The organism is Streptomyces silvisoli (genome assembly GCF_029269905.1).
GTDB classification, from domain to species: Bacteria; Actinomycetota; Actinomycetes; order Streptomycetales; family Streptomycetaceae; genus Streptantibioticus_A; species Streptantibioticus_A silvisoli_A.
Map to the genome: position 1 here is coordinate 23809 of NZ_JARJBC010000034.1, position 21496 is coordinate 45304.

Consider the following 21496-nt stretch of genomic DNA (forward strand, 5'->3'; position numbering starts at 1 on the left):
GTCCGCCCTCCCCAGGCTTGCCTCACGGACCACGATGCAAAAGTGCCTGGTCGAGACTATCGTGCGCGGAACCGGCCGGAAGCAGACTGAGCGGGAGCGGGACTGGACCGGCTGCCGCCCGGCGCAAAAGAGTCGCCATCCGGAAGGTCCGATGCGGCTGGGTATCATCGACCCGGATACGCTATCTCCCCAAGAACCAGCCTCGATGCCCCGCTCGGGCTGCTGTGTGCCGCGGGTGGCCGACCAACGGCACAATCGAACGAAGCGGGACAGTTCCGTTGTTCCTTCAGGTCGGTTACATGTTGTGACCGATGACCACACCAGGGCCTTTCAGCGAACTCCCAGCGGGCGATCCGCAACTCCCTTGCAACAGAGGAGCTGGGAGAAGTAAATGTGCCGGTGGTGCAGTTCGCGAAGCCCCTGTCCGTGCGGGTGACCTTAGCAGCGTCACGCAGGCGTGCTTCTAGGCGCCGAGACTGGACAACGATGTCCTCGTCGTACATGTCGGTGAGCAGCGCGGTGGTGACGAGGACGCGGTCTTTCCCGTAACCGCACAGGGAAGCTAGTCGGGCTCGACAGCCCCCTTGTCGACAGCACGGGCGAGGAACGCTGTGCCGTCACCGTCACGCATTGCGCGGCCCAACTGGGCCGTTGGTGCGCTCCGTTCCTTAGAATCAAAACTGCCCCCAGCATGAGGCCGATGATGCCCCCGGCGGTGGCCCAGTGTTGTCGCGCAATTGGAAAACAGCTGCGATCAGGCTGCCGAGTACTGCCCCGACGAGACCGTAGCCGAGCCACCGGAACAAGCCACGCATCAGTATCTCCTCCTACTCCCAGTGGACGGTGTCGGCGTCCAGGGCTCCGTACCCGCCCTCCAGGTCCTGTTGACCCAGCGCCTGGGCTGGGGGCCCGGCCCTCGCTCTGCTTCGGCTGTCGTGGAAGCCGCCTGGCCAATCGCCACGTGGCTTCAGCCGAGGGCTGGTCGTGGCATTGAGGTGGGAGGTCAATGACGCACTGGCCTGGGGCCCTCAGGTGATGGGAGACGCGAGCGAGTCGGATAAGCCGCGTCTCCCGACAAGGTCAGTGGTCAGCCTTCCTTCTGTGGTTGGCGACGCTCCCCGGCGCACCTCGATACTCGCACTCGGGACACACTTCCCATATCCCCTGGGCCTCTGCCTCGTCGACGACGGAGATGCTCGAGTTGAAGCCGTGGTGCACTAGGAGCCGGACGACGGAGTTCCCGTAGCGCGTAGCCAGCACGGCTGCTTCTGCGATCTTGTCGTGGCCTTGCCGGAAGTAGGCGCCTTGGCCTGTTGACAGCCCACACCCGCACCAGCATCTGCCAGTTGCCGCCGGTTGGTTCTGCCCATTAGTGAAAGTCATAGCCCAAAGTTAGGCAGTCTCCTCGCAGGGTGATGCAAAGTTCATGGAACTGGGCTGGACTTCGGTTCTGTTGACGACCGGCGGCCCGTTCGGCCGGGGTACCGAAGCGGCTGGGCGACGTCGGGTCCGCCTGAACAACACCAGTTCTGCCGGTCCGACCGGCAGGCTAGGGTTCGTACGAGATGCGGGAGCTGAATCGCGCGATCTGAGAATCTGCCGTGGATGCCCCAGCTGGGCCGTCCGAGGCGGCCGGCAGCAGCCGCGAATGACTAACAACGACCAGGAGGGCGCGACAGTCGGACACCCTCCTGGAGAAGCCCCACGCGCCGGACGGCGGAGCCAAAACTGGCCTGCGACCGTGGACCAACTGTGGACTCCGTCCAGCCCCCTTGCATGACGCAAGACTTTGACCAGCAACGATGCTGGATCCCCAAACGCCCTCCGGAGCCGTGTGCACAGGTTCGAATCCTGCCGGGGACTCGAACCTACGGCCAACCACCAACTGGGCCATTCCTGCGACTTGACGGCCAATCACCTCTGATCAGCAACCAGGGCGGAGCTCGCGGCCACTGGCGGCCATGGCCTGCTCCGCCCAGCCGCCGTCTTCGTAGGCCTCGAAGTCCACCCCGCTCATGAGCAGGGCGGCCCGCTGACGATGTTCCTGCGGACGTGTCCTATTGGGCGTCCCATGGCAACACGAAGGACTCCGTATCGCGCTCATCGGCGCCCTACTGCGCTCCCGTTTGGGGAGTGCCCCCTCTGCGGAGCGGCGCCAAGGGGCATTGCCCAGGCTTTACCGGACGGCGAGCACACCAACGCACGCATGCACGGCACGCCGACCTCGGGCGTATAGGTCCTCGACCATCCCGGCCGCCCCGCCACCCCCGTCCCATGGGGAGCACTCCACCTCGCTCCCTTGGCCAAAGGTCGGCCAGAACCCGCCAAGGGGCATTTAGACCTCTCGATGGCCGCTACATCAACATCATCCCGGGTGACCTCGCCGCCCACCGGTTGACGACAACGCGCAACCTCCCCATACCGCGCCCCACATCCACCCAACCGGGCGACGGACAAATCGCCCCCGATTGACACCACTTGAGGCTGGGAGCAAGAGCGCTCCCAGAGGGCTCCCCGTTCGCTCCCACCGCAAAAACGACAAAGGCCGCTTCCGTTACTCACGGAAACGGCCTTCGACCTGCGGATTCGCAAGTCGGGACGACAGGATTTGAACCTGCGACCCCTTGACCCCCAGTCAAGTGCGCTACCAAGCTGCGCCACGTCCCGGTGCTTGATCGGCTGGGGGTTTCCCCGGCTGACCGCGCACGAGAACAATACCGCACTTCGGGTGGTGGCTGCTCACGCCCCGGGGTTCGACAGGGCCGGTAGTCAAGCGAGCACACGCTGTCACGACTGCTCGGGGGGTGCCTCCTCCAGGAGGTAGCGGGCGCCCGGGCCGGACTGGGCGGCGGTGTCGGCGGGGTTGTACAGGCGGCACCTGGTCAGTGACAGGCAGCCGCAGCCGATGCAGCCGGTGAGGCGGGTGCGTAGCCGCTCCAGGTCGGCGATCTGGGCGTCGATGCGGCGTTGCCAGGCGCGGGCGACCTGGGCCCATTCGGTGGCGTTGGGGGTGCGCTCGGCGGGCAGCTCCGCCAGGGCCGCGCGGGCTTCGTCCAGGGTGAGGCCGACCTGCTGCGCGGCGCGAATGAAGGCGACGCGGCGCAGAGTGGCGCGCTTGTAGCGGCGCTGGCCGCCCGCGGTGCGCTCGGAGTGGATCAGGTCCAGCTCCTCGTAGTAGCGCAGAGCCGAGGCGGCCAGGCCGCTGCGGGCGGCGAGTTCGCCGATGGTCAGCCGGTCGTGGGCGTTGGGCGACATGAGGCCGACGATAGCCGGTGAGCGCCGCTTGACTTCAAGCGAGCTTGAAGTTGCACGCTCATCGCATGACTTCCACCAGCAGTGTTCATGACTTCGCGGATCTTTCCGGGCTGATGTCGCTGATGACCGGCGACGAGAAGCACGGCCCGGCCGCCACCTCCACGCTCGACGTGCTGTGGGTGCTCTACGACCGGGTGCTGCGGGTCACCCCGCAGACCGCCGACGCCCCCGACCGGGACCGTTTCCTGCTCTCCAAGGGGCACGGCCCGATGGCCTACTACGCCGTGCTCGCCGCCAAGGGGTACATCCCGCAGGAATGGCTGCCGGGCTTCGGGGCGTACGAGTCGCGGCTCGGGTACCACCCGGACCGGACGCTCGTCCCCGGCGTCGAGATCGGGTCCGGTTCGCTCGGGCACGGGCTGCCGCTCGCGGTCGGCACCGCGCTCGGGCTGAAGGCGCGGGGGCTGTACCACCCCCGCACCTGGGTGCTGGTCGGTGACGCCGAGATGGACGAGGGCAGCAACCACGAGGCGGTCGCCTTCGCGGGCGCGGTGGGCCTGGAGGGGCTGCATGTGGTGGCCGTCGACAACTCCTCGGCCACCTACGGCTGGCGCGGCGGGCTCGCTTCGCGCTTCGCGGCGGAAGGCTGGTCGACGCTCACCGTCGACGGGCGCGACCACGAGGCGCTGTACGAGGCGTTCACCACCCCGCACCCCGGCCGACCGCACGCCGTCGTGGCCCGCGTTGAGCCCAAGGACGCCTGACCGCGTCCGTTGCCAGCAAACCCCGTTGCCAGCAAACACACTGCCCGCAAAGCCTGTTGATCGGACATCAGTTATGGACACCATGCGTGAACGATTCGCCGCCGTCGCCACCCGCCTTCTCGACGAGGACCCCCGGCTGGCACTGGCCCTCGCGGTCATCTCCGCCGACCGGTTCAAGGACGCGGCCCGCGCCCACCCCGACCGGGTGATCGACGTGGGTATCCGCGAGCAGTTGCTGGTGGGGGTGACCGGTGGGCTGGCACTCGCCGGGATGCGGCCCATCGCGCACACCTTCGCCAGCTTCCTGGTCGAGCGACCCTTCGAGCAGGTCAAGCTTGACCTCGGCCACCAGGGCGTCGGGGCGGTGCTGGTGAGCTCGGGCGGCTCGTACGACATCGCGTCCGGCGGGCGTACCCACCAGGCGCCCGGCGATGTGGCGCTGCTCGACACGCTGGACGGCTGGACGGTGCATGTACCGGGTCATCCGGACGAGGCCGAGGCACTGCTACGGCATGCCGCCGCGGACGGTGACAACCGCGTCTACCTGCGGCTGAGCGACCAGTCCAACCGTGAACCGCTGCCGGTCTCCCCCGGCCGTCTCCGGTTGCTGCGTGCGGGGCGGTCAGGCGTGGTGCTGGCGGTCGGGCCCATGCTGGACGCCGTGCTGGAGGCGGTCGAGGGGCTGGATGTGACCGTGTTGTACGCCTCCACGGTGCGGCCGTTCGACGCGCACACGCTGCGCGCGGAGGTGCGGAGCGCCGAGGCGGCGGACGTGGTGCTGGTGGAGCCGTATCTGGCCGGCTCGTCCGTGTCGTACGTCGCCGAGGCGCTGGCCGATGTGCCGCACCGCGTCCTGGGCCTGGGCACCGCTCGCGAGGAGCTCCGCCGCTATGGCACCTGGCAGGAGCACGTCGCCGCGCACGGGCTGGACGCGGGAGGGCTGCGTAAGAGGATCACTGGGTTCTTGCGGTGAGGCCGGGCGGCCGCGGTCTCGCCGGCGGCGCGCGTCCCGCGGCGGCGGGACTGCGGTCGTCAGCTGCGGCCCCGAAAGCCGCTGCGGTGGGACGGCGGTCACAGCCGCGGCCCCGAAAGCCACGGCGGCGGACGGCGGCGGGGCGCGGCCCCATCAGTGGCAGCCCCACCCACCAGGGAGCACGCAGCCCTCGTACCGGCGCGCCGCCACACACAGCGGGGGCCGCGCCTCTCAGCGGCTCCGTCCCCGTGGCTTGAGCGGCACGGATGGGAGTGTGGGGGCGGGGATCGGCGGCCCGGCGTAGCCGTGAACCGTGCCGTAGTCCCGCTCCGGCGCCGTCATCCAGGCCTCGCGGGCGGCGGCGATCTCGTCCCCGGTGCGCCCGACGAAGTTCCACCACATGACGATCTTCTCCTCGAACGGCTCGCCGCCCAGCAGTACGAGGTCGGTCGCGGTGTCGGCGCGTAGTGGCAGCCCCGTTCGGCCGCAGCCAAGGTAGAGCAGGGAGCCGGGCACGAGCGGTACGTCGTCCACGATCGCGCCTCCCGACATCGTGAGCGCCGCGTACTCGAAGGACGGATCGAGCGGCAGCGTCACATCGGCGCCCGCGTCCAGCAGCAGGTCAGCGCCGACCAGCGGGGAGAACGTACGGCCGGGTGAGACGGCGCCGGCCAGCTCGCCCATGATGACGGTGGCCCTAAGGCCCGGCGCGGTGACCACGGGGAGTGCGGTGTGGTGGTCGAAGGCGGGCTCGGTGGCGCGGTGGGCGTCGGGGAGCGCGACCCACAGTTGCGCGCCGTGCAGGAAGCGGGCGTGTTCGCGCGGGGACTCCTCGGAGTGCGCTATGCCCCGCCCCGCGGTCATCAGGCCCAGCTCGCCGGGGCGTACGGTTTGCAGGCTGCCGAGGCTGTCGCGGTGCAGCACCTCGCCTGCGCGCAGCCAACTGACCGTCTGGAGGCCGATGTGCGGATGCGGCGGAACCTGCATACCCGGTTCCTTGGCGATGTCGTCGGGGCCGTAGTGGTCGACGAAACACCAAGCGCCGATCATGCGCCTGCCCAAGTTGGGCAGCAGTCGCCGCACTTCGGTGCTCTCGCCCAGCGACACCTGCCGCCCAGTGAGGAGTTCGCGTACCGGCTCGGCCGCGACGGCGGCGCGCCCACCGCACACCGACATCTGGGGCCTGAGGTCCAGATTGCTCATGCTGCCCTCCGCGGAGTGGTTCACGGCCGGACTACGGGACGACGGTGACCGGCCAGCGGGCGGCCTTGACCAGCCGGACCGCCAGCGAGCCGATGATGCGGTGGCCGGCCTGTTCCGAGGCGCCGACGACCACGGCGTCGGCGCGCAGTTCGTCGGCGGCCTGGGACAGGCCGGTGAACGGGTCCCCGGCGAAGGTGTGGAACTCCCAGCGCAGCGTGGCCGTCTCGCCCATCCGCTCGATCGCCTCCCGCACCTGCGCGACGATCTCCTCCGCGACCTGCGAGGTGGCCTCGGCCATCGGCACGCCGAGACCGGCCGAGCTGGCCATGACCATGGGCTGTACGTACACCATGGCGAGCAGGGACCGCTGCCGCCTGGCGAGGCCCGCGGCGTAGGCCGCCGCGCGCCAGGAGGACTCCGAGCCGTCGACTCCGACCACTATCACCTTCGGACCGTCCGTACCCAGCTCGAACGCCGACCCGGTGTTGTTCTCCGTCACACCTTGAGCGTAGTCGGGCCGGAACGTTCCGCCGGGCCGGGGCCGGTACGGCGTCGGCCCGGCCCTCCGGCGTGCGGCCTCACTACGCCGCGCGGCCCCGCCCGACACCAGCACACACCCCAGCGCTTTGTGAACCCTTGGCCAACGCGCCGCTTGCCGAACCGTTGCTGTTCGCCCCACCGTACTCACCAGTCGCTAGCGTGCGCCTGCCTTTCCGCGGCCCCGCGGATCTGGCGGGGCACACCACCGTCTCCGGGTCCGCGCCAACGGTTGGGCAACCACCCCATCTAGCAGGAGGCACTTGTGATCGCTCGTCGATCGACCGCCGCGGCCATGGTCGCGGCAACGGCTCTGTTCCTCGGTGGCCTCGCACAGCCCGCGGTGGCGCAGCCGGCACGGAGCGCGGCCAGCGGAACCGGCGGTTCGCTCTCCGTCTTCGCCTGGAACGTCGACCTCGCCACGGCCGTGGTCGACTCGGTGGAGAGCGAGAAGGCCGCCGAGCGCACCCCGGTGGTCGAGTCGGTGATCCGCCAGCACAACGCCGATGTCGTGGTGCTGGACGAGCTGTTCAACCACGCCTCGACCGACGACATCACCGCCAGGCTCGCCGACCTCTACCCGTACCGGACACCGGTGGTCGGCCAGGTCTGCTCCGGCGGCGGCTGGAACGGCATCAGTGGCAACTGCTCCAACTCCCCCTTCGTCATCAACGGCGGGACGATGATCCTGTCCAAGTACCCGATCACGGCTCAGTACGCCCATGTGTTCACCAACTCCACTTCGGGCACCTGGGACTACAACGCCAACAAGGGCGCGGCGCTGGCCCAGATCGACAAGGACGGCAGCAAGACCTGGGTGGTGGGCACACATCTGCAGGCCGACCAGTCGAACACCTCGACCGACACCACGCAGGCCACCCGGCTCGCCCAACTCGGCGAGATCCGCGACTGGGCCGACGGCATCGTGGGCTCCAACGGACCGGTGCTCATCGGCGGCGACCTGAACGTCGAGTACTACCACGGCCAGGCACGCGGCGACTACGCCAACGCCCAGGCCGCGGTGGGCGGTGTGCTCGGTACCCCGGCCGGCGATCCGTCACAGACGCTGACCACCATCGACTGCAAGGTGTCGGCGTGGTGCCAGTACATGGCGGGCGTCGAGAGCTTCCCCACCGACTACACCGATGATGTGGACTACCTCGGCTACCTCAACGCACCGGGACGGCCCACCCCGGCGGCGCTGCCCGACGTCGCCGTCGGCTTCGACCCGCAGAGCGGCTGGACGCAGGGGCAGACCGACACCAACGCGCCCAGCGACCACTACCCCGTCGAGGCCACGTTCCAGCTGAACTGACGCCCGACAGCCGGTGGTACCGCCGGCCGACGGTCAACTGGTCGCCCACTTACGCGGGTTACGCGTCCTCGTATGAGGCGGCCAGTTGGCCTGGCGCCGCCTGCCGCCAGGAGTCCAGCAGGATGGCACGCAGTTCCTCGACGTCGTCCACGGCGGCGAGCCGGACCCGCACCCAGGCGAAGTTGTCGTCATGGCCGCGGCGTATGAAGAACTTCTCCGGCTCCGCGGCGATCAGCTCGGCCCGTTCATGCATCGGGCACTTGACGCTGATGGAGGCGTCGTCCTCGGCGAGCCACGCGAAGGACCTCCCGCGCACCCGGAAGGACGGCATGCCCCAGGCCAGCTTCTCCACCGCCTCCGGCAGGGAGAGCGCGATTCTCCGTACATCGTCGGCGTCGGCCATCTCGGTCCTCCGTTCCCACCGTTCACCACCGACCGTAGTGCCCACCACTGACAATGGCCGCCGACGGCGCTCCCGTGCGCCGCCCAAGCGCCCGCAGCCACTTTCCGCACTACCGGCGCGGTACGGCGCGACCCCGCGCGCTCCCCGCGGCTGGCGCCCCCGGCAGCCATGAGCGGGCACACTGGACCACATCGTTCTTCGCACCTCCGAGGACGGCCCTCGTGTCCGCACCGCCGAAGCTCCCGCCCCCCGACCCGTACCGCTCGCCGCTGACCGGGTGGACGCGGGCGCACTGGGAGGCGGTGGCCGACCGGTTGCTGGACGCGCTCGTGCCGTACGCGACGCCGGGCTGGGCGCGGTACTGCCTGCCGGGGCGGGCGAGTTGCTCCGGGCACGCCTCGGACGGTCTGGAAGGGTACGCACGGTCATTTCTGCTGGCCTCCTTCCGCATCGCGGGCGCCGACGGCCAAGTGGACCAGCGCCTGACAGAACGCTACGCGCGGGGTCTGACAACGGGCACCGACCGCCGCAGCGGCGAGGCCTGGCCGCCGATCGGCGATCGCGCGCAGCCCATGGTGGAGGCGGCCTCGATCGCCGTCGCGCTGCACGAGACGCGCCGTTGGATCTGGGACCGGTTGGACTCGCCGGTCCAGCAGCGGGTGGTCGACTGGCTCTCCGGAATCATCGGAAAGCGCACGCACGACAACAACTGGCGGCTGTTCCAGGTGGTTTGCGAGGAGTTCCTGGCGTCGGTGGGCGCCGGGTACCGCCAGTCGGACATCGACGGCGGCCTGGCACGGATCGAGGACTGGTACGTCGGCGACGGCTGGTACACCGACGGCGACGGCCGCAACTTCGACTACTACAACGGCTGGGCGCTGCACCTGTATCCGCTGCTGTGGGCCCGCATCGCCGGTGACCGGGCCGAAGCCGCGCGGGTAGCCGCCTACCGGGCCCGGCTGCGCCGGTTCCTGCTGGGCTACCAGCACTTCTTCGGTGCCGACGGCGCTCCCGTGCACCAGGGCCGGTCCCTCACCTACCGCTTCGCGACCGTGGCGCCGGTGTGGCTGGGCGCGCTCGCCGACGCCACGCCGCTGCCCCCGGGCCGCACCCGCCGCCTCGCCTCCGGCGTGCTGCGGCACTTCACCGAGCGCGAAGTTCCCGACGAACGCGGCCTGTTGAGTCTCGGCTGGTACGAACCGTTCCTTCCGGTCACCCAGGACTACTCCGGCCCGGCGTCACCGTACTGGGCGGCCAAGGGCTTCCTCGGGCTGCTGCTTCCCCCGGACCACCCGGTGTGGACCGCGCGCGAACTGCCGCTGCCCATCGAGGAGTCGGACCAGTGCGTGGCGCTGCCCGCGCCCGGCTGGCTGCTGCACGGCACCCGTGGCGACGGCATCGTGCGGCTGCTCAACCACGGCAGCGACCACGCGACGCCAGGTCTGGCCGACGATCCGCACTATGTGAGGTTCGGCTACTCCTCGCGTACCGCGCCGCAGACCGCGTCGCACGCCCGGGCGGCGCGGCTCGACGGCCATCTGGCGCTGGTGGCCGCCGACGGCACCGCCTCCCGTCGCACCGTCATCCATCCGCTGGGCGTTTCACGCTCCCGCGCCGCCTCCTGGTACGCGGCGCGGCTGCCGGGTGACGGGACCGAGTACCGCGTCGAGACCACCGCCCTGCCGCACCAGGGCCTGGAGGTGCGCGTGCACCGGGTCGAGGCGCCCGCGGGGGTCACCGTCCGCGAGGGCGGTCACGCGATCGCCGGGACCCGGCCGCCGACGGCCGAGACGGGGGACGGCTGGGCGCTGGTACGCCGCGCCGACGGTCTGGTCAGCGCCGTCGTGGGACTGTACGGCTGGTGTGGCGGGCATGTCGCCCACCACACCGACGCCAACGCGTTCGGCCCGTGTTCGGCTGTCCCGTACCTCACCTCGGCACCGCACCCCGGCGGTCGCAGCATTCATGTCACGCTGGTCGCGCTGTCCGGCAACCCGGTGCGGGCGGCCGAGCTGTGCGGGGTCGCGGCCGCCGAGGTGGTGGACGGCGCGGTCGCCATCCGATTCACCGACGGTACCGAGCTGTACGCATGACGTACCGTCAACCAGCCTCGTTCGGAGCCAGTTCGACAGGCGCGGACGCCGGTGCGGCAAGGGCGGCGGGCGACGGTACGGCGACCGGGCGCCACCAGGGCTCCAGGGGCAGTTCGCCGCTCGGCTCGAAGGGCCTTCCGGGTGGCGGCAGGGCCACCGAGGCACCGGCCGCGAGCGCGGCGGCGAGGGTGCGTTCCGCGGGCTCCTCCCAGGGGTGCGGGGCGAGGTTGAACGTGCCCCAGTGAATGGGTAGCAGGGCACCGCGCAACGTCCCGGCGGACAGGTCGGCGTGTGCCCGCAACCCCTCCTCCGGGGTCATGTGGATGTCCGGCCAGAAGTCGCTGTACGCACCGATCTGGATCATCGCCGCATCGAAGGGGCCGTACTCGGCGCCTATATCGGCGAAGCCGGGGAAATATCCGGTGTCGCCGCTGTGGTAGATCCGGTGCTCGGGTCCGCGTACCACCCAGGAGGCCCACAGCGTGTGCTGGGTGTTGCGTATGGCGCGTCCGCAGAAGTGCCGGGCGGGGGTGGCGGTGAAGGTGAGTCCGGCGACGACCGCGGACTCCCGCCAGTCCAGTTCCACCATCTGCCGGGCGGGCACGCCCCACCGCTCCAGATGCGCGCCGACGCCCAGCGGAACGGCGAACGTCGTTCCGGTGCCCACCAGTTGGCGGATCGTGGGCAGGTCCAGGTGGTCGTAGTGGTCGTGCGAGATGACCACGGCGTCCAACCGCCCCAGCTCGGCGAGCGGTACCGGCGCCGGATGCACCCGGCGCGGTCCGACGAAGCCGAACGGGGAACAGCGCTCGCCCCACACGGGGTCGAACAGCACCCGCCGCCCGTCGATCTCGGCGAGCACGCTGGAGTGCCCCATCCAGGTCAGGCGCAGCCCGGACGCGGGCGGGGTAGCCAACTCGGCGACGGTGTACGGATATACGGGAACGGGGGCCGCGGGACGTCTGCGGATCCGATCGGCCTTGCGCAACTGGGACTTGAGCATGCCCCAGCCCGGACCGCCCGGTGGCCGCGAGGGTCCTGCCGGGTTGACGAACACACCGTCCCTGAAGTTCGGGGAGCGGCGGATGCGGGCCATCCGCTCCCCCGTCGGGTCGGCGCCGAAGGACAGCGGACGCCAGCCGGTCATGCGCGCCGCCCCGGCTGCCCGTAGGCGCGCTCCACCCGCAGCCGCATGACCAGCCGCCGGTCGGCGACCATCGCCGCGCGGTACTCGTCCCAGTCGGGGTGCTCGCCGCGCACCGCGCGGTAGAGGTCGATGAGCTCCTCCACCGCCGGGTCGTGCGGGTCGGTGGCGACCTCGGACAGTTCGGCGGTGCCTTCCGCCACGGTCCAGGTCCACCGGTCGGGGCTGGTCACGTGGTAACTGGCGCGTGGGTCGCGGCGTAGATTGCGGGTCTTGGCGCGGTCGTCGGTGATGGAGACCCGGACGATCCGCTCCTCGGGGTCGTAGTGGTGGTTGACGTTGGACAACTGCGGTCGTCCGTCACGCTTGAGGGTGACCAGGACCCCACCGTCCACCTCTGTGAGCAGCCGCAGCAGTGGTGCTTCGCGCTCCAGGGCGTCCGAATCTCTTGCCGTCATGACGACCTCAACGTGTGGCCGGTCTCCGGTGTTCCGCCTCGTCACTCCTGTTGGGTCGCGGCCGTTCGGCACCGCCGGGCGGTTGCGGGCGCGCCCTTGTTCACGCCCGTACCGCGCGGACCGGGCGGCGGGCCTCGCAGGCGTGAGTGGAGGTGACGGGGGCGTGGTCGCGTAGCGGGCCGACCTGAAGGCCGCGGCGCTCGCAGGTGTCCAGCAGCATCGGCAGCGCGCCGAGCGCCGAACGCCAGGCGCCCGGGGCGGAGGTGCAGTCGGAGTCGTGCAGCAGGATCGTGCCGCCGCCGCGCAGGTCGGCGGTGACGGTCTGGTGCACCGAGCGAGGGGTGGCCCGACGGGTCCAGTCCTCGCCCCAGCAGGTCCACAGCACGGGGGTCAGGCCGAGCCGCCGTACCGCCAGATGCGCGGAGGTGGACATCACGCCGTACGGCGGGCGGAACAGCCGCGGCATCTGGCCGGTGATCTCGGCCACCCGGTCCCGGGCGCGCGCGAAGTCCTGATAGGTGGCGCGCGGTCCGCGCAGCAGCAGCGGACGGTGCTGCCAGCCGTGGATGCCGATCTCGTGTCCGGCCGCGGCCATTTCCCTGAGCAGTTCCGGGGCGCGGTTGGCCATCGAGCCGAGTACGAAGAAGGTGGCGCGGATACGGTACTCGTCGAGCACCCGCAGGAAGAACGGGGTGGACAGCGGATCGGGGCCGTCGTCGAAGGTGAGCGCCACGTGGTCGGCCCGGCCCTGGCCGGAAAGCCCCGGCATCAGCCGGTTGCGCAGCGGCCCGAGGGTGGAGATGACGGGAGCGGCGTGGACGGCGGCGAGCGCGGGCAGCGCCACGCATCCGGACTTGAGGACCGTACGGGCCAGGCCGGGCTTCCGGTTGGCGGGCATCGGCACTCCTTCTTACGGGCTTACGTGGTTACGAGTTGGGTCAGCGGCCGAATTCGTGCAGCAGGTGGAAGCCACCGCGCGCCACCGCGGCTTCGGTGGTCTCCGGACCGGCGAGCATCGTGGTGGCCAGTGCGGCGGCGAGCACGATGGCGGTTCTGCGTGCGGCGGGCCGGCGCATGGATGCCGGGTCGGTGACCGCCTCGGGCACTGGATCGGCGGCGGCGGCGAGGATCTCGGCGACCGGTCCGGCCACCGGGTCGTCGTGGAACAGCGCCTGCCCGGCGGCCCGTTGGGCCCTGCCCAACGGGCCTTCGAGCAGTTCGCCGAGCACCGGCTTGAGGTCTTCGCGGGAGCGGATCCACACCGCGAGGCCCGCTTCGTCCAGGGCGGCGGCGTTGGTGCGGCCATGGCCCGGTATGCAGCCGTAGGAGGCGACCGGCAGTCCGCTGGCGAACGCCTCCAGCGAGGTCAGCCCTCCGGCGTTCTGCACCAGGACGTCGGAGGCGTGCATCAGTCCCGGCATGTCCTCGACCCAGCCGAAGGCGTGCTCGATGCCCAGGGCGCGCAGCCGCTCCACGAGCGCCTGGTTGCGGCCGCAGACCACGACGGGCACGGCGGCGCCGCTGTCGCGGATCTCGGTGGCCACCTGCTCGACCGGGCCGACGCCCCAGGATCCGGCGACCAGCAGCGCCAGCGGTGCGCGCGGCGGGAGGCCGAAGCGGGTCCGGGCGGCTTCCTGTTCGGCTGCGGACGCGGGGCCGAAGCGCGGATTGACCACCGGGCCGGTCGCGGTGACCCGCTCGGCGCCCGCCGCCCTGGCCTGATCGGCGGGTATGGGGTGGGCGGCGAGATGCAGGTCCACCCCGTCGGCCACCCACATCGGGTGGACGGAGAAGTCGGTGAGGTAGGTGAGCACGGGCACCGTCAGCCGGCCGGCCAGGCGCAGCGCGCCCAGCACCTGGCTGGCCAGCGGATAGGTGGAGACGACCACGCGGGTGTCCGGCGGCAGCACGCGCAGCGTGCGGTGCTCGGAGCGGCGCAGTACCGCGCGGGTGAGCCGCCCGGTCTCGCCGCCGTGCTCGGTGGCGGCGTAGATGCGCTGGTAGGCCCAGGGGGCGTAGGTCAGCAGTTGGTGGTAGCTGCCGCAGATCAGCGGGCCGAGCCGGGCGGGCAGCAGGTCGAGGAAGTCATGCCGGTCGACGGTGGCACCGGCGGCGGTGAGCCGTCGGGTGAGTTCGTCGGCGGCGCCGTCGTGCCCCGCGCCGACGCTCGCGGAGATGACCACGATCCGCCCCGGGACCGCTTGGCTTTGGGGGTAAGACACGACCGACCTTGCCTCCGTACGTCGGGGAACGCTCCGCACGGACGACCTGGGGCGCCCCGTAGCCGAAAGCCGGGGTGGCGCGGCGCGATGGGGTGCGGGCATGCGGAACTCTACAACGTGTAGTAGTTAACTTCCGACCCACCTGACCCCCGGAAAACCCGCACCCGCGAGCGGGTTACGAACAACCCCCCGGCCCGACACCGAGCTTTTACGAGAAGTAGTAGATTGCGGGGTTGTATCGCGGGAGTGGATGTCATATGCGAGGAGGCCGGTCACGTGGCAGGGGGTAAGGCGCGCTCGGTGAGCGGCAACAACCGAAGGGCCGCCGGGGAGCTGGAAGCCAGTGTGCTGGCCGCACTCTGGGCCGCGGGGGAACCACTGACCGCAGCCCAGGTCAACGAGCAGTTGCCCGGCGACCTCGCGTACACCACCGTGCTCACGATCCTGTCCCGGCTGCACGACAAGGGGATGCTCACCCGGCGCCGCGAGGGGCGCGGCTACGCCTACGCGCCCGTGGAGGACGAGGCCACGCACACCGCGGAGCGGATGCGTTCGCTGCTCGACCGCGGTCCTGACCGGGCCGCGGTGCTCTCCCGATTCGTCTCCGAGCTGTCCGCCCAGGACGAGCTACTGCTCCACCGGCTCCTCGCCGAGCAGGGCCACTCGACTCCGGGTGGCCCCAAACCGCGGGCGTAGCACGGCGGTTGGGCGAGCCGCCCGCTCTCTCACGGCCCGGTTCGCGAGGTGAACGGCCGTGCAGCGGCGGATGAACAACTCTCCCTGGTCGACGGCGCTTTTACCGCTTGTAGTACGTTCTCCCCTGCCCGGGGTCTGTCCGGGTTCTGCTCCCTCCACCGAAGGTCGTCGATGTCCTCCGTCCTGACCTACCCCGAAGCGATCGGCGTCGGCCTGCTGCAAGGCGTCACCGAGCTGTTTCCGGTGTCCAGCCTCGGCCACAGCATCCTGCTGCCCGCGCTGCTCGGCGGGCAGTGGAAGCATGACCTCAATGTGGCGGCCGACGGCTCGCCGTACCTGAACGTGCTGATCGGGCTGCACCTGGCCACCGCGTTGGCGCTCGTCGTCTACTTCCGGCGGGACTGGGCCAAGGTGGTGCGCGGGCTGTTCAGCTCCATCCGCCGGCGGCAGATCCAGACCGTCGAGCAGCGGCTGGCCTGGCTGCTGATCATAGGCACGATTCCGGTGGGCATCGCCGGACTCGCGCTCGACAAGGTCTTCCGCTCCACCCTCGGCAAGCCGGTGCCCACAGCGGTGTTCCTCGCGCTCAACGGGATCGTGCTGTACGTCACCGAGCAGTTGCGGCGCGGTGGCACCGGACGTCGCCGGGCGGGCTCGTCGGTCGCGCCTGGCGAGGAGCATCTGGACCCCGACGACCTGTCGGACCGGCGGATCACCAAGCTCACCTTCGGCCAGGCGGCCTGGATCGGCGCCGCGCAGATCCTCGCGCTGTGCCCCGGGATCAGCCGCTCCGGGTCGACCATCAGCGCCGGGATCTTCCGGGGCATGAGCCACGAGGACTCCGCGCGGTTCGCCTTCCTGCTGGCCACGCCGGTGATCGGCGCGGCGGCGCTGCTGAAGGTGCCCTCGCTGCTCGGCCCGGCCGGTGACGGCATCCGCGGTCAGCTGCTGGCGGGCAGCGTGGCGGCCTTCGTCGCGGGATACGTGGCGGTGCGCTTCCTCACCAAGTACTTCGAGACACGCACGCTCACCCCGTTCGCCGTCTACTGCACGCTGGCCGGCCTGGGCAGCCTCGCCTACTTCACGCTGGCCTGAGTACCGGGCCGCCGGGTCAGCGGCCTATCTCCTTGCGGGTGACCCGCTTCAACCTGGCCCGCTGTGACGGATCGAGCAGCAGGTAACCGCCCACCGGCACGCCGATGATGATCAGCAGCGCCGCCCAGAGCGGCAGCACATACAGCAGCACAAGTCCGACCGCCACGCCCCCGACGGCGTACGTAGCGCGCTTCGACATCGCTTCCTCGCCCTCCGTCCGCGGTACGGGCCGCGCCACCACGGCTCCGCTCTCCGCCCCGTATGGACAACGCCACCGGCGGCGGCGCGGTTCCCGCCCCTCCTTCATACACTCGTTCGGGCGTGTGGGGCGGTCAGTCGAGGGTCGCGGTGAGGGTGATGGTGGTACCGGTGAGGGCCTGGCTGACCGGGCAGTTGTTCTTGGCGTCCTCGGCCGCCGCGGTGAAGGCCGCCGCGTCCACCCCGGAGACCTCGCCGCGCACGGTCAGATGGATCCCGGTGATGCCCTCGCCCGGCTGGAAGGTCGCCTCGGCCTGGGTGTGCAGTGTGGTGGGCGGCGTTCCCGCCTTGGCCAGGATGTTCGACAGCGCCATGGAGTAGCAGCTCGAATGGGCCGCGGCGATCAGCTCCTCGGGACCGGTCCTGCCGTCGGGCTCCTGCGCGCGGGACGCCCAGGTGACCTCCGCCTCCCCGATGCCGGAGGAGTCGAAGGTGACGGTGCCCCTGCCGTCGAGCAGATCGCCTTCCCAGACGGTGTGCGCGATGCGCTTGGTCGCCACGGCGGATACCTCCTGCGGGTGGTGGGCGTACGGCGGTGCCCACGGGATGCGAGTGGTTCGCGATGCGGGTGTTATGGAACTCGTGCGGGTACTACGGGTGAGCGGTACGCGACGCGGAACGGGTCCTCCCGATCATCCGCCACCATGGCCTTCGCACGGTGGTACACCTCGCGGATTCAGGACGGCTCCCCCCTTCCGGACCTATTCGGGCCCCGCCCGGGTCTCCCCCGGGAGATTCACCTGCCGCCCGGACACTTCACGGGAATCACTCGTCTCTGAGAGCCTTCACATCCGTTTCTCATAGTTGTCGTCGATGATCTTCTCCGGAGGGCAGCAACGCCCTCTCCGGCCTTTGGCAGAAGGGTCACCGCATGTTCAGGCAGCAGCGGTTCCGGCGCGGCGGATCAGGCCGTGCCCTCTCCCGCCGCGTGTGCCGCGATGTGGCACTGGTCCTGGGCTGGCTGGTCGTGGTCTCGATCGGAAGCACCGCGAGCGCCGCGGCGCTGTCCGCCTCGGCCACGGCCCTGGGCACCTCGCACTCCGTGCACGACACCAAGGCCATCGCCACGGTCGGCGCCATCTTCCACGGCAACGTCTCGTCCGACGGCGACCACTTCTGCTCGGCCAGCGTCGTCAGGAGCGCGGGCAAGGACCTGATCGTCACCGCCGCGCACTGCGTCAGCAACGGCACCGACGACCTGTACTTCGTCCCCGGCTACCACGACGGCCGGGCCCCCTACGGCGTCTGGAAGCTCGACAAGGCGACGCTGGACCCGCGCTGGACCGACAGCCAGGACGAGGACCTCGACGTCGCCTTCGTCAGTGTCCAGCCGCTCGGCGGCCGACACGTGCAGGACGTGGTGGGCAGCTACACGCTGGGCGTCAACAAGAACCAGACCAGCACCGTGCGGCTCACCGGCTACCCGTCCGACGAGGACGCCCCGATCACCTGCGTGAACCGGGTTTCGGCCTACTCCGCCACCCAGCTGCGCATCGCCTGCACCGCCTACAGCGGCGGCACCAGCGGCAGCCCCTGGATCACCGAGGGCCACACCGTGATGGGCGTCATCGGCGGCTTCCAGCAGGGCGGCAACACCGACGACGTCTCCTACAGCGCGTACTTCGACAACGACATCGCCGCCCTGTACCAACAGGCCGCCGCCACGCAGGTCTGATCCCTTTTGCCTACGAGGCAAAAAATTTGCCTGTCGGGCACGACGGGTGTGCACTGGAGGCATGACCGACAGCGTGTCCGAGGTCGAGACCGGACCTGTGCCGACACCCGAGATCAGCGGACTCGGGGTGCGACTGCGTGAGTGGCGGCGGCGCGGGGGGCTGACGCTGGAAGCGGCGGCCGCCAGGGTCGGGCTCTCGCCCGCGTACCTCTCGCGGCTGGAGACCGAAAGCCGCCAGCCCTCGCTTCCGGTGCTGCTGGGCCTTTCCCGAGTGTACGGGACCACGGTGGCCGAACTGCTGGGCGAGCAGGCGGTGGCGCACGATCCGGTCATCCGCGCCGGACGGCTGGAGCCCGGACGCGCCGGAGGGTGGAGCTACCGCCGCGCCGGCGGGCCGGACCGGGCCATGCAGGCGCTGAAGGTGCACATCCCGCCCGCGGTACAGGACACCGTGGTCCGAGTGCACCCCGGCGAGGAGTGGCTGTACGTGACCTCCGGGCGGCTACGGCTGACGCTCGGCGAGACGGTCCACGTCCTCGACCCCGGGGACTCGGCGCACTTCGACTCGCTCACCCCGCACCGGCTGGCCGCCGCGTCGGCCGAGGGAGTCGACCTGCTCTTCGTCCACACCCTGTTGCAGAGCCCGGTGGGCGGGCTGTGCGTCGATCCCCTCAGCCGCGTCCACTGAACCGTCCGCGAACCGGCCACCCCTTTCAAGGAAGGTGTCTTCGCCATGCCCGAAACCGCCCCCGCCTCGGCGGACAACCGGATCAAGTCGCTCACCCCGAAGTGGCTCAGCCGCGGCCTGGCCATCCGGGTCTTCATCTACCTCATCGGGGCGCACATGTTCGCGGCCTTCCTCTACCTGCTGTTCTGGCTCGGTGCCCACGCCTCCCACTGAGTGCGGCACGATCAGCGGCATGAACCTGTGGAGCATCACCCCGGAACCGGTGGACGGACCGGTCGGCACGGCACTGCTGCGGGAGTACTACACGGACATCGTGCACCGCTACTACCAGACGCACCACGGCCGGGACGCCGCCCCGGCCGAGATCGACCAGGCGCTCGCCGAGGAGCCGAGCGGCCATCTCGCCCCGCCGGGCGGCGAGTTCCTGGTCGCCCGGCGCGACGGCATGGTGGCCGGATGCGCCGGAGTGCATCTGCTCGCGCCGGGCACCGCCGAGTTGACCCGGGTGTTCATACGGCCGCCAGCACGTCGGCACGGTGGCGGAACCCGGTTGATCAGCGCCGCCGAGCGGGCGGCCCGGAGGACCCTGCGCGCCGGGCTGCTACGCCTGGACACCCGGCACGACCTCGTCGAGGCCCGCGCGTTGTACGCGAGGATGGGCTACGCCGAGATCCCCGCGTACAACGACTCGCCCTACGCCGGGCACTGGTTCGAGAAGTCGCTCACTCCCTGACGCCCACGCCGCCGTAGAACGCGATGCGTCGCAGGTCCTCGGCGTTCGGCAGGGCGCCCTCCGGACGCCACAGCGGCACCTGGACGACGCCGGGGTCGAGCAGTTCGAAGCCGTCGAAGAGCGGCAGGAACTCGTCGTAGCCGCGCAGCGTCAACTGCGCCGTCGCCTTCTTGTAGACCTCCCTGGCATCGCCCTCCGCGTCCTGGTGGAAGTCGGTGGTGCCATGGGTGAGGACGAGATGGCTGCCTCGCGGCAGTTCGCCGGTGAGCGTGGCCAGGATTCCGGCCGGGTCCTCCTCGTCCTTGACGAAGTGCAGTACGGCGACGAGCAGTACGGCGACCGGCTGGTCGAAGTCGATCAGTTCCCGGACCACCGGATGCCCGAGGATCGCCTTGGGGTCGCGTACGTCGGCGAGCACGAACCCGGTGCCGCTCGTGTTGGTGAGCCTTGCTCCGGCGTGCGCCGCGACGATGGGGTCGTTGTCGACGTAGGCGACGCGCACGTCCGGCGCGATCTCCCGTGCCACCTCATGGGTGTTGGGCGAGGTGGGGATGCCGGTGCCGATGTCGATGATCTGGCGGACGCCGGCGCGTACTACGGTGCGCACGGCCCGGCGCATGAAAGCGCGGTTGGCACGGGCGCTGGCGGGCGCCTCCGGGGCCATGGCGATGACGCGTTCCGCGGCCTCGCGGTCCACCTCGTAGTTGTCCCGGCCGCCCAGGTAGTAGTCGTACATCCGGGCCGGATGGGGCTTGCTGGTGTCTATCTGTTCGGCGGAGAAGCCTGGCTCGATCACGCCGTCCTCCTGGTGTGGGCTGGCTGGGTCGGTCAGGCGAGCAGGAAGTCGGCTTCGCCGGACTTCGCGCCCTTGATGAAGGTCTCGATCTCGTGCAGCGTGTAGATCAGCGCCGGTCCGTCCGGATCGGTGGACTGGCGGAGCGCGACCCGTCCGTCGCGCAGCTTCATCGCCTCGACACAGCTCCCGCCGTTGCCCCCGCTCCACGGCTTGCGCCAGCCGTCGGTGCCAAGGTCCTTCGCCGGCATACCGTTGTATATGCGTTTCCCGCTTGCACGGTCCCCGTAATGCGTGCGATGCATGTGGTCAGATCTCCTTGCGAATGGCATCGAGGAAGGCCTCGGTGCGCTGTGCTGGCGCGGCTTGCGCGCACAACCGGTCCAGCGCCTCCTGGAAGCCCGACACGTCATCGCGCTGGTCGAAGTAGACAGCCCCTATCAGGCTCTCCGCGCAGACGATGTCGGGCAGTTCGGCGACCTGGAACCGGAAGATGTGGAACGGCCCGTACATCGCGGGATGCGGGCCCGCGGCGAACGGGATGACCTGCAGCCGGACCTGGGGCAGCGCACATGCCTCGATCAGCCGGTCAAGCTGTCCGCGCATGACGCTCCGGCCGCCGATCGGGCGGCGCAGTACCGTTTCATCAAGCACAACCCACAACAGTGGCGGGTCATCCCGGTCGAGCACGGCCTGGCGCTCCAGCCGCAGCGCGAGCAGACGGTCGATCTCCTCGGTGGCGGCCTGCGGCATTCCGGACCGGAACACCGCGTGTGCGTACTGCTCGGTCTGGAGCAGTCCGGGGGCGTAGTGCGGTTCGTACGCGCGGATCAGGCCCGCCTCGCCCTCCAGGCTGACGAAGGCGCTGAACCACTCGGGCAGCACGTCGCGGTAACGGTGCCACCAGCCGGGACGGTTGGCCTCCCGGGCCAGGGCCAGGAAGCCCTCGACCTCGACCGGGTCGGTCACACCGTAGGTGCGCAGCAGCTTCTCGACGTACGGGATCTTCAGGCCGACTTCGGCCTTCTCCATCCTGCGGACGGTGGCGTGTGTGACGTCAAGCGCCGCGGCGGCCTGCTCGTAGCTGAGTGCCGCCTTCTCCCGAAGATCCGCGAGCCGCTTGCCGAGGACCACTCGCAGGACCGTCGGCGCGCCCGAGGCGCGAGCATCCGTCACCGCCCACCCCTTCCA

Annotated in this window: 23 protein-coding genes and 1 tRNA gene; 10 read left to right on the plus strand and 14 right to left on the minus strand. The window is 70.4% G+C overall.

Going from position 1 to position 21496, the window contains the following annotated elements:
• Window positions 1-2593: 2593 nt before the first annotated feature.
• Together P3G67_RS33445 and soxR are read right to left on the minus strand one after the other, a co-directional pair.
• Window positions 2594-2667: transfer RNA gene (locus P3G67_RS33445), tRNA-Pro, on the minus strand.
• Window positions 2668-2787: 120 nt separating this feature from the next.
• Window positions 2788-3255, minus strand: coding sequence for a redox-sensitive transcriptional activator SoxR (gene soxR, locus P3G67_RS33450; RefSeq protein WP_276096858.1), 468 nt, complete (start codon window positions 3253-3255; stop codon window positions 2788-2790).
• 65 nt (window positions 3256-3320) lie between these two features.
• Between soxR and P3G67_RS33455 the strand changes: the two genes are divergently transcribed.
• Together P3G67_RS33455 and P3G67_RS33460 are read left to right on the plus strand one after the other, a co-directional pair.
• Window positions 3321-4019, plus strand: a complete 699-nt coding sequence (locus tag P3G67_RS33455; protein WP_276096859.1) for a transketolase — start codon at window positions 3321-3323, stop codon at window positions 4017-4019.
• Window positions 4020-4092: 73 nt separating this feature from the next.
• Window positions 4093-4992 (plus strand): transketolase family protein, encoded by a 900-nt coding sequence (locus tag P3G67_RS33460; RefSeq protein ID WP_276096860.1) that lies wholly within the window; start codon window positions 4093-4095, stop codon window positions 4990-4992.
• Between the two features lie 231 nt (window positions 4993-5223).
• Here P3G67_RS33460 and P3G67_RS33465 read toward each other — a convergent pair whose 3' ends face one another.
• Both P3G67_RS33465 and P3G67_RS33470 read right to left on the minus strand, forming a co-directional pair.
• Window positions 5224-6195, minus strand: coding sequence for a pirin family protein (locus P3G67_RS33465; RefSeq protein ID WP_276096861.1), 972 nt, complete (start codon window positions 6193-6195; stop codon window positions 5224-5226).
• Between the two features lie 31 nt (window positions 6196-6226).
• Window positions 6227-6694: a universal stress protein gene (locus P3G67_RS33470; RefSeq protein ID WP_276096862.1), complete on the minus strand. Its 468-nt coding sequence runs from the start codon at window positions 6692-6694 to the stop codon at window positions 6227-6229.
• Window positions 6695-6997: 303 nt separating this feature from the next.
• On the opposite strand from P3G67_RS33470, the gene P3G67_RS33475 reads away from it, so the two are divergent.
• The gene (locus P3G67_RS33475) at window positions 6998-8047 is read left to right on the plus strand and encodes a sphingomyelin phosphodiesterase (RefSeq protein WP_276096863.1); all 1050 of its coding nucleotides are present in this window, start codon (window positions 6998-7000) and stop codon (window positions 8045-8047) included.
• A gap of 58 nt (window positions 8048-8105) precedes the next feature.
• Here P3G67_RS33475 and P3G67_RS33480 read toward each other — a convergent pair whose 3' ends face one another.
• The gene (locus P3G67_RS33480) at window positions 8106-8450 is read right to left on the minus strand and encodes an MmcQ/YjbR family DNA-binding protein (RefSeq protein ID WP_276096864.1); all 345 of its coding nucleotides are present in this window, start codon (window positions 8448-8450) and stop codon (window positions 8106-8108) included.
• 221 nt (window positions 8451-8671) lie between these two features.
• Between P3G67_RS33480 and P3G67_RS33485 the strand changes: the two genes are divergently transcribed.
• On the plus strand, window positions 8672-10543 hold the full coding sequence (locus P3G67_RS33485; RefSeq protein ID WP_276096865.1) for a DUF2264 domain-containing protein: 1872 nt from the start codon (window positions 8672-8674) through the stop codon (window positions 10541-10543).
• Window positions 10544-10550: 7 nt separating this feature from the next.
• Here P3G67_RS33485 and P3G67_RS33490 read toward each other — a convergent pair whose 3' ends face one another.
• From P3G67_RS33490 to P3G67_RS33505, 4 genes are all read right to left on the minus strand, one after another.
• Entirely contained in the window at window positions 10551-11690 is a 1140-nt protein-coding gene (locus P3G67_RS33490; RefSeq protein WP_276096866.1) for an MBL fold metallo-hydrolase, read from the minus strand.
• Window positions 11687-12145 carry a PPOX class F420-dependent oxidoreductase gene (locus P3G67_RS33495; RefSeq protein ID WP_276096867.1) on the minus strand — a complete coding sequence of 153 codons (459 nt, stop codon included), beginning with the start codon at window positions 12143-12145 and terminating at the stop codon, window positions 11687-11689. Before P3G67_RS33495 ends, P3G67_RS33490 begins: the two co-directional genes overlap by 4 nt.
• Window positions 12146-12245: 100 nt before the next feature.
• The gene (locus P3G67_RS33500; protein WP_276096868.1) at window positions 12246-13043 is read right to left on the minus strand and encodes a polysaccharide deacetylase family protein; all 798 of its coding nucleotides are present in this window, start codon (window positions 13041-13043) and stop codon (window positions 12246-12248) included.
• A 40-nt stretch (window positions 13044-13083) separates the two neighbouring features.
• Window positions 13084-14367, minus strand: coding sequence for an MGDG synthase family glycosyltransferase (locus P3G67_RS33505; RefSeq protein ID WP_276096869.1), 1284 nt, complete (start codon window positions 14365-14367; stop codon window positions 13084-13086).
• A gap of 276 nt (window positions 14368-14643) precedes the next feature.
• On the opposite strand from P3G67_RS33505, the gene P3G67_RS33510 reads away from it, so the two are divergent.
• Window positions 14644-15063: a BlaI/MecI/CopY family transcriptional regulator gene (locus P3G67_RS33510; protein WP_276096870.1), complete on the plus strand. Its 420-nt coding sequence runs from the start codon at window positions 14644-14646 to the stop codon at window positions 15061-15063.
• A 171-nt stretch (window positions 15064-15234) separates the two neighbouring features.
• Window positions 15235-16158 carry an undecaprenyl-diphosphate phosphatase gene (locus P3G67_RS33515; protein ID WP_269858048.1) on the plus strand — a complete coding sequence of 308 codons (924 nt, stop codon included), beginning with the start codon at window positions 15235-15237 and terminating at the stop codon, window positions 16156-16158.
• Window positions 16159-16174: 16 nt separating this feature from the next.
• Here P3G67_RS33515 and P3G67_RS33520 read toward each other — a convergent pair whose 3' ends face one another.
• Together P3G67_RS33520 and P3G67_RS33525 are read right to left on the minus strand one after the other, a co-directional pair.
• Window positions 16175-16357: a hypothetical protein gene (locus P3G67_RS33520; RefSeq protein ID WP_276096871.1), complete on the minus strand. Its 183-nt coding sequence runs from the start codon at window positions 16355-16357 to the stop codon at window positions 16175-16177.
• Between the two features lie 133 nt (window positions 16358-16490).
• Entirely contained in the window at window positions 16491-16916 is a 426-nt protein-coding gene (locus P3G67_RS33525; RefSeq protein ID WP_276096872.1) for an OsmC family peroxiredoxin, read from the minus strand.
• Between the two features lie 371 nt (window positions 16917-17287).
• On the opposite strand from P3G67_RS33525, the gene P3G67_RS33530 reads away from it, so the two are divergent.
• The 4 genes from P3G67_RS33530 (at window position 17288) to P3G67_RS33545 (ending at window position 19512) form a co-directional block, all read left to right on the plus strand.
• A complete protein-coding gene (locus tag P3G67_RS33530; RefSeq protein ID WP_276096873.1) occupies window positions 17288-18091 on the plus strand; it encodes a trypsin-like serine peptidase in 804 nt (267 codons plus the stop codon).
• A 61-nt stretch (window positions 18092-18152) separates the two neighbouring features.
• Window positions 18153-18779, plus strand: a complete 627-nt coding sequence (locus P3G67_RS33535) for a helix-turn-helix domain-containing protein (RefSeq protein WP_276096874.1) — start codon at window positions 18153-18155, stop codon at window positions 18777-18779.
• Window positions 18780-18824: 45 nt separating this feature from the next.
• Complete coding sequence (locus tag P3G67_RS33540) at window positions 18825-18992, plus strand: DUF6126 family protein (protein WP_269858053.1); 168 nt, start codon at window positions 18825-18827, stop codon at window positions 18990-18992.
• Window positions 18993-19011: 19 nt separating this feature from the next.
• Entirely contained in the window at window positions 19012-19512 is a 501-nt protein-coding gene (locus P3G67_RS33545) for a GNAT family N-acetyltransferase (RefSeq protein ID WP_276096875.1), read from the plus strand.
• On the opposite strand, the gene P3G67_RS33550 is transcribed toward P3G67_RS33545, so the two are convergent.
• Genes P3G67_RS33550 through P3G67_RS33560 form a run of 3 tightly spaced genes read right to left on the minus strand, consistent with a single transcriptional unit; the run spans window position 19502 to window position 21481 of the window.
• Window positions 19502-20308, minus strand: coding sequence for an SAM-dependent methyltransferase (locus tag P3G67_RS33550; protein WP_391858405.1), 807 nt, complete (start codon window positions 20306-20308; stop codon window positions 19502-19504). The two genes, P3G67_RS33545 and P3G67_RS33550, sit on opposite strands and share 11 nt — an antisense overlap.
• A 32-nt stretch (window positions 20309-20340) precedes the next feature.
• Window positions 20341-20610 (minus strand): DUF397 domain-containing protein, encoded by a 270-nt coding sequence (locus P3G67_RS33555; protein WP_269858056.1) that lies wholly within the window; start codon window positions 20608-20610, stop codon window positions 20341-20343.
• A gap of 4 nt (window positions 20611-20614) precedes the next feature.
• Window positions 20615-21481, minus strand: a complete 867-nt coding sequence (locus tag P3G67_RS33560; RefSeq protein ID WP_276096876.1) for a helix-turn-helix domain-containing protein — start codon at window positions 21479-21481, stop codon at window positions 20615-20617.
• Window positions 21482-21496 lie beyond the last annotated feature (15 nt).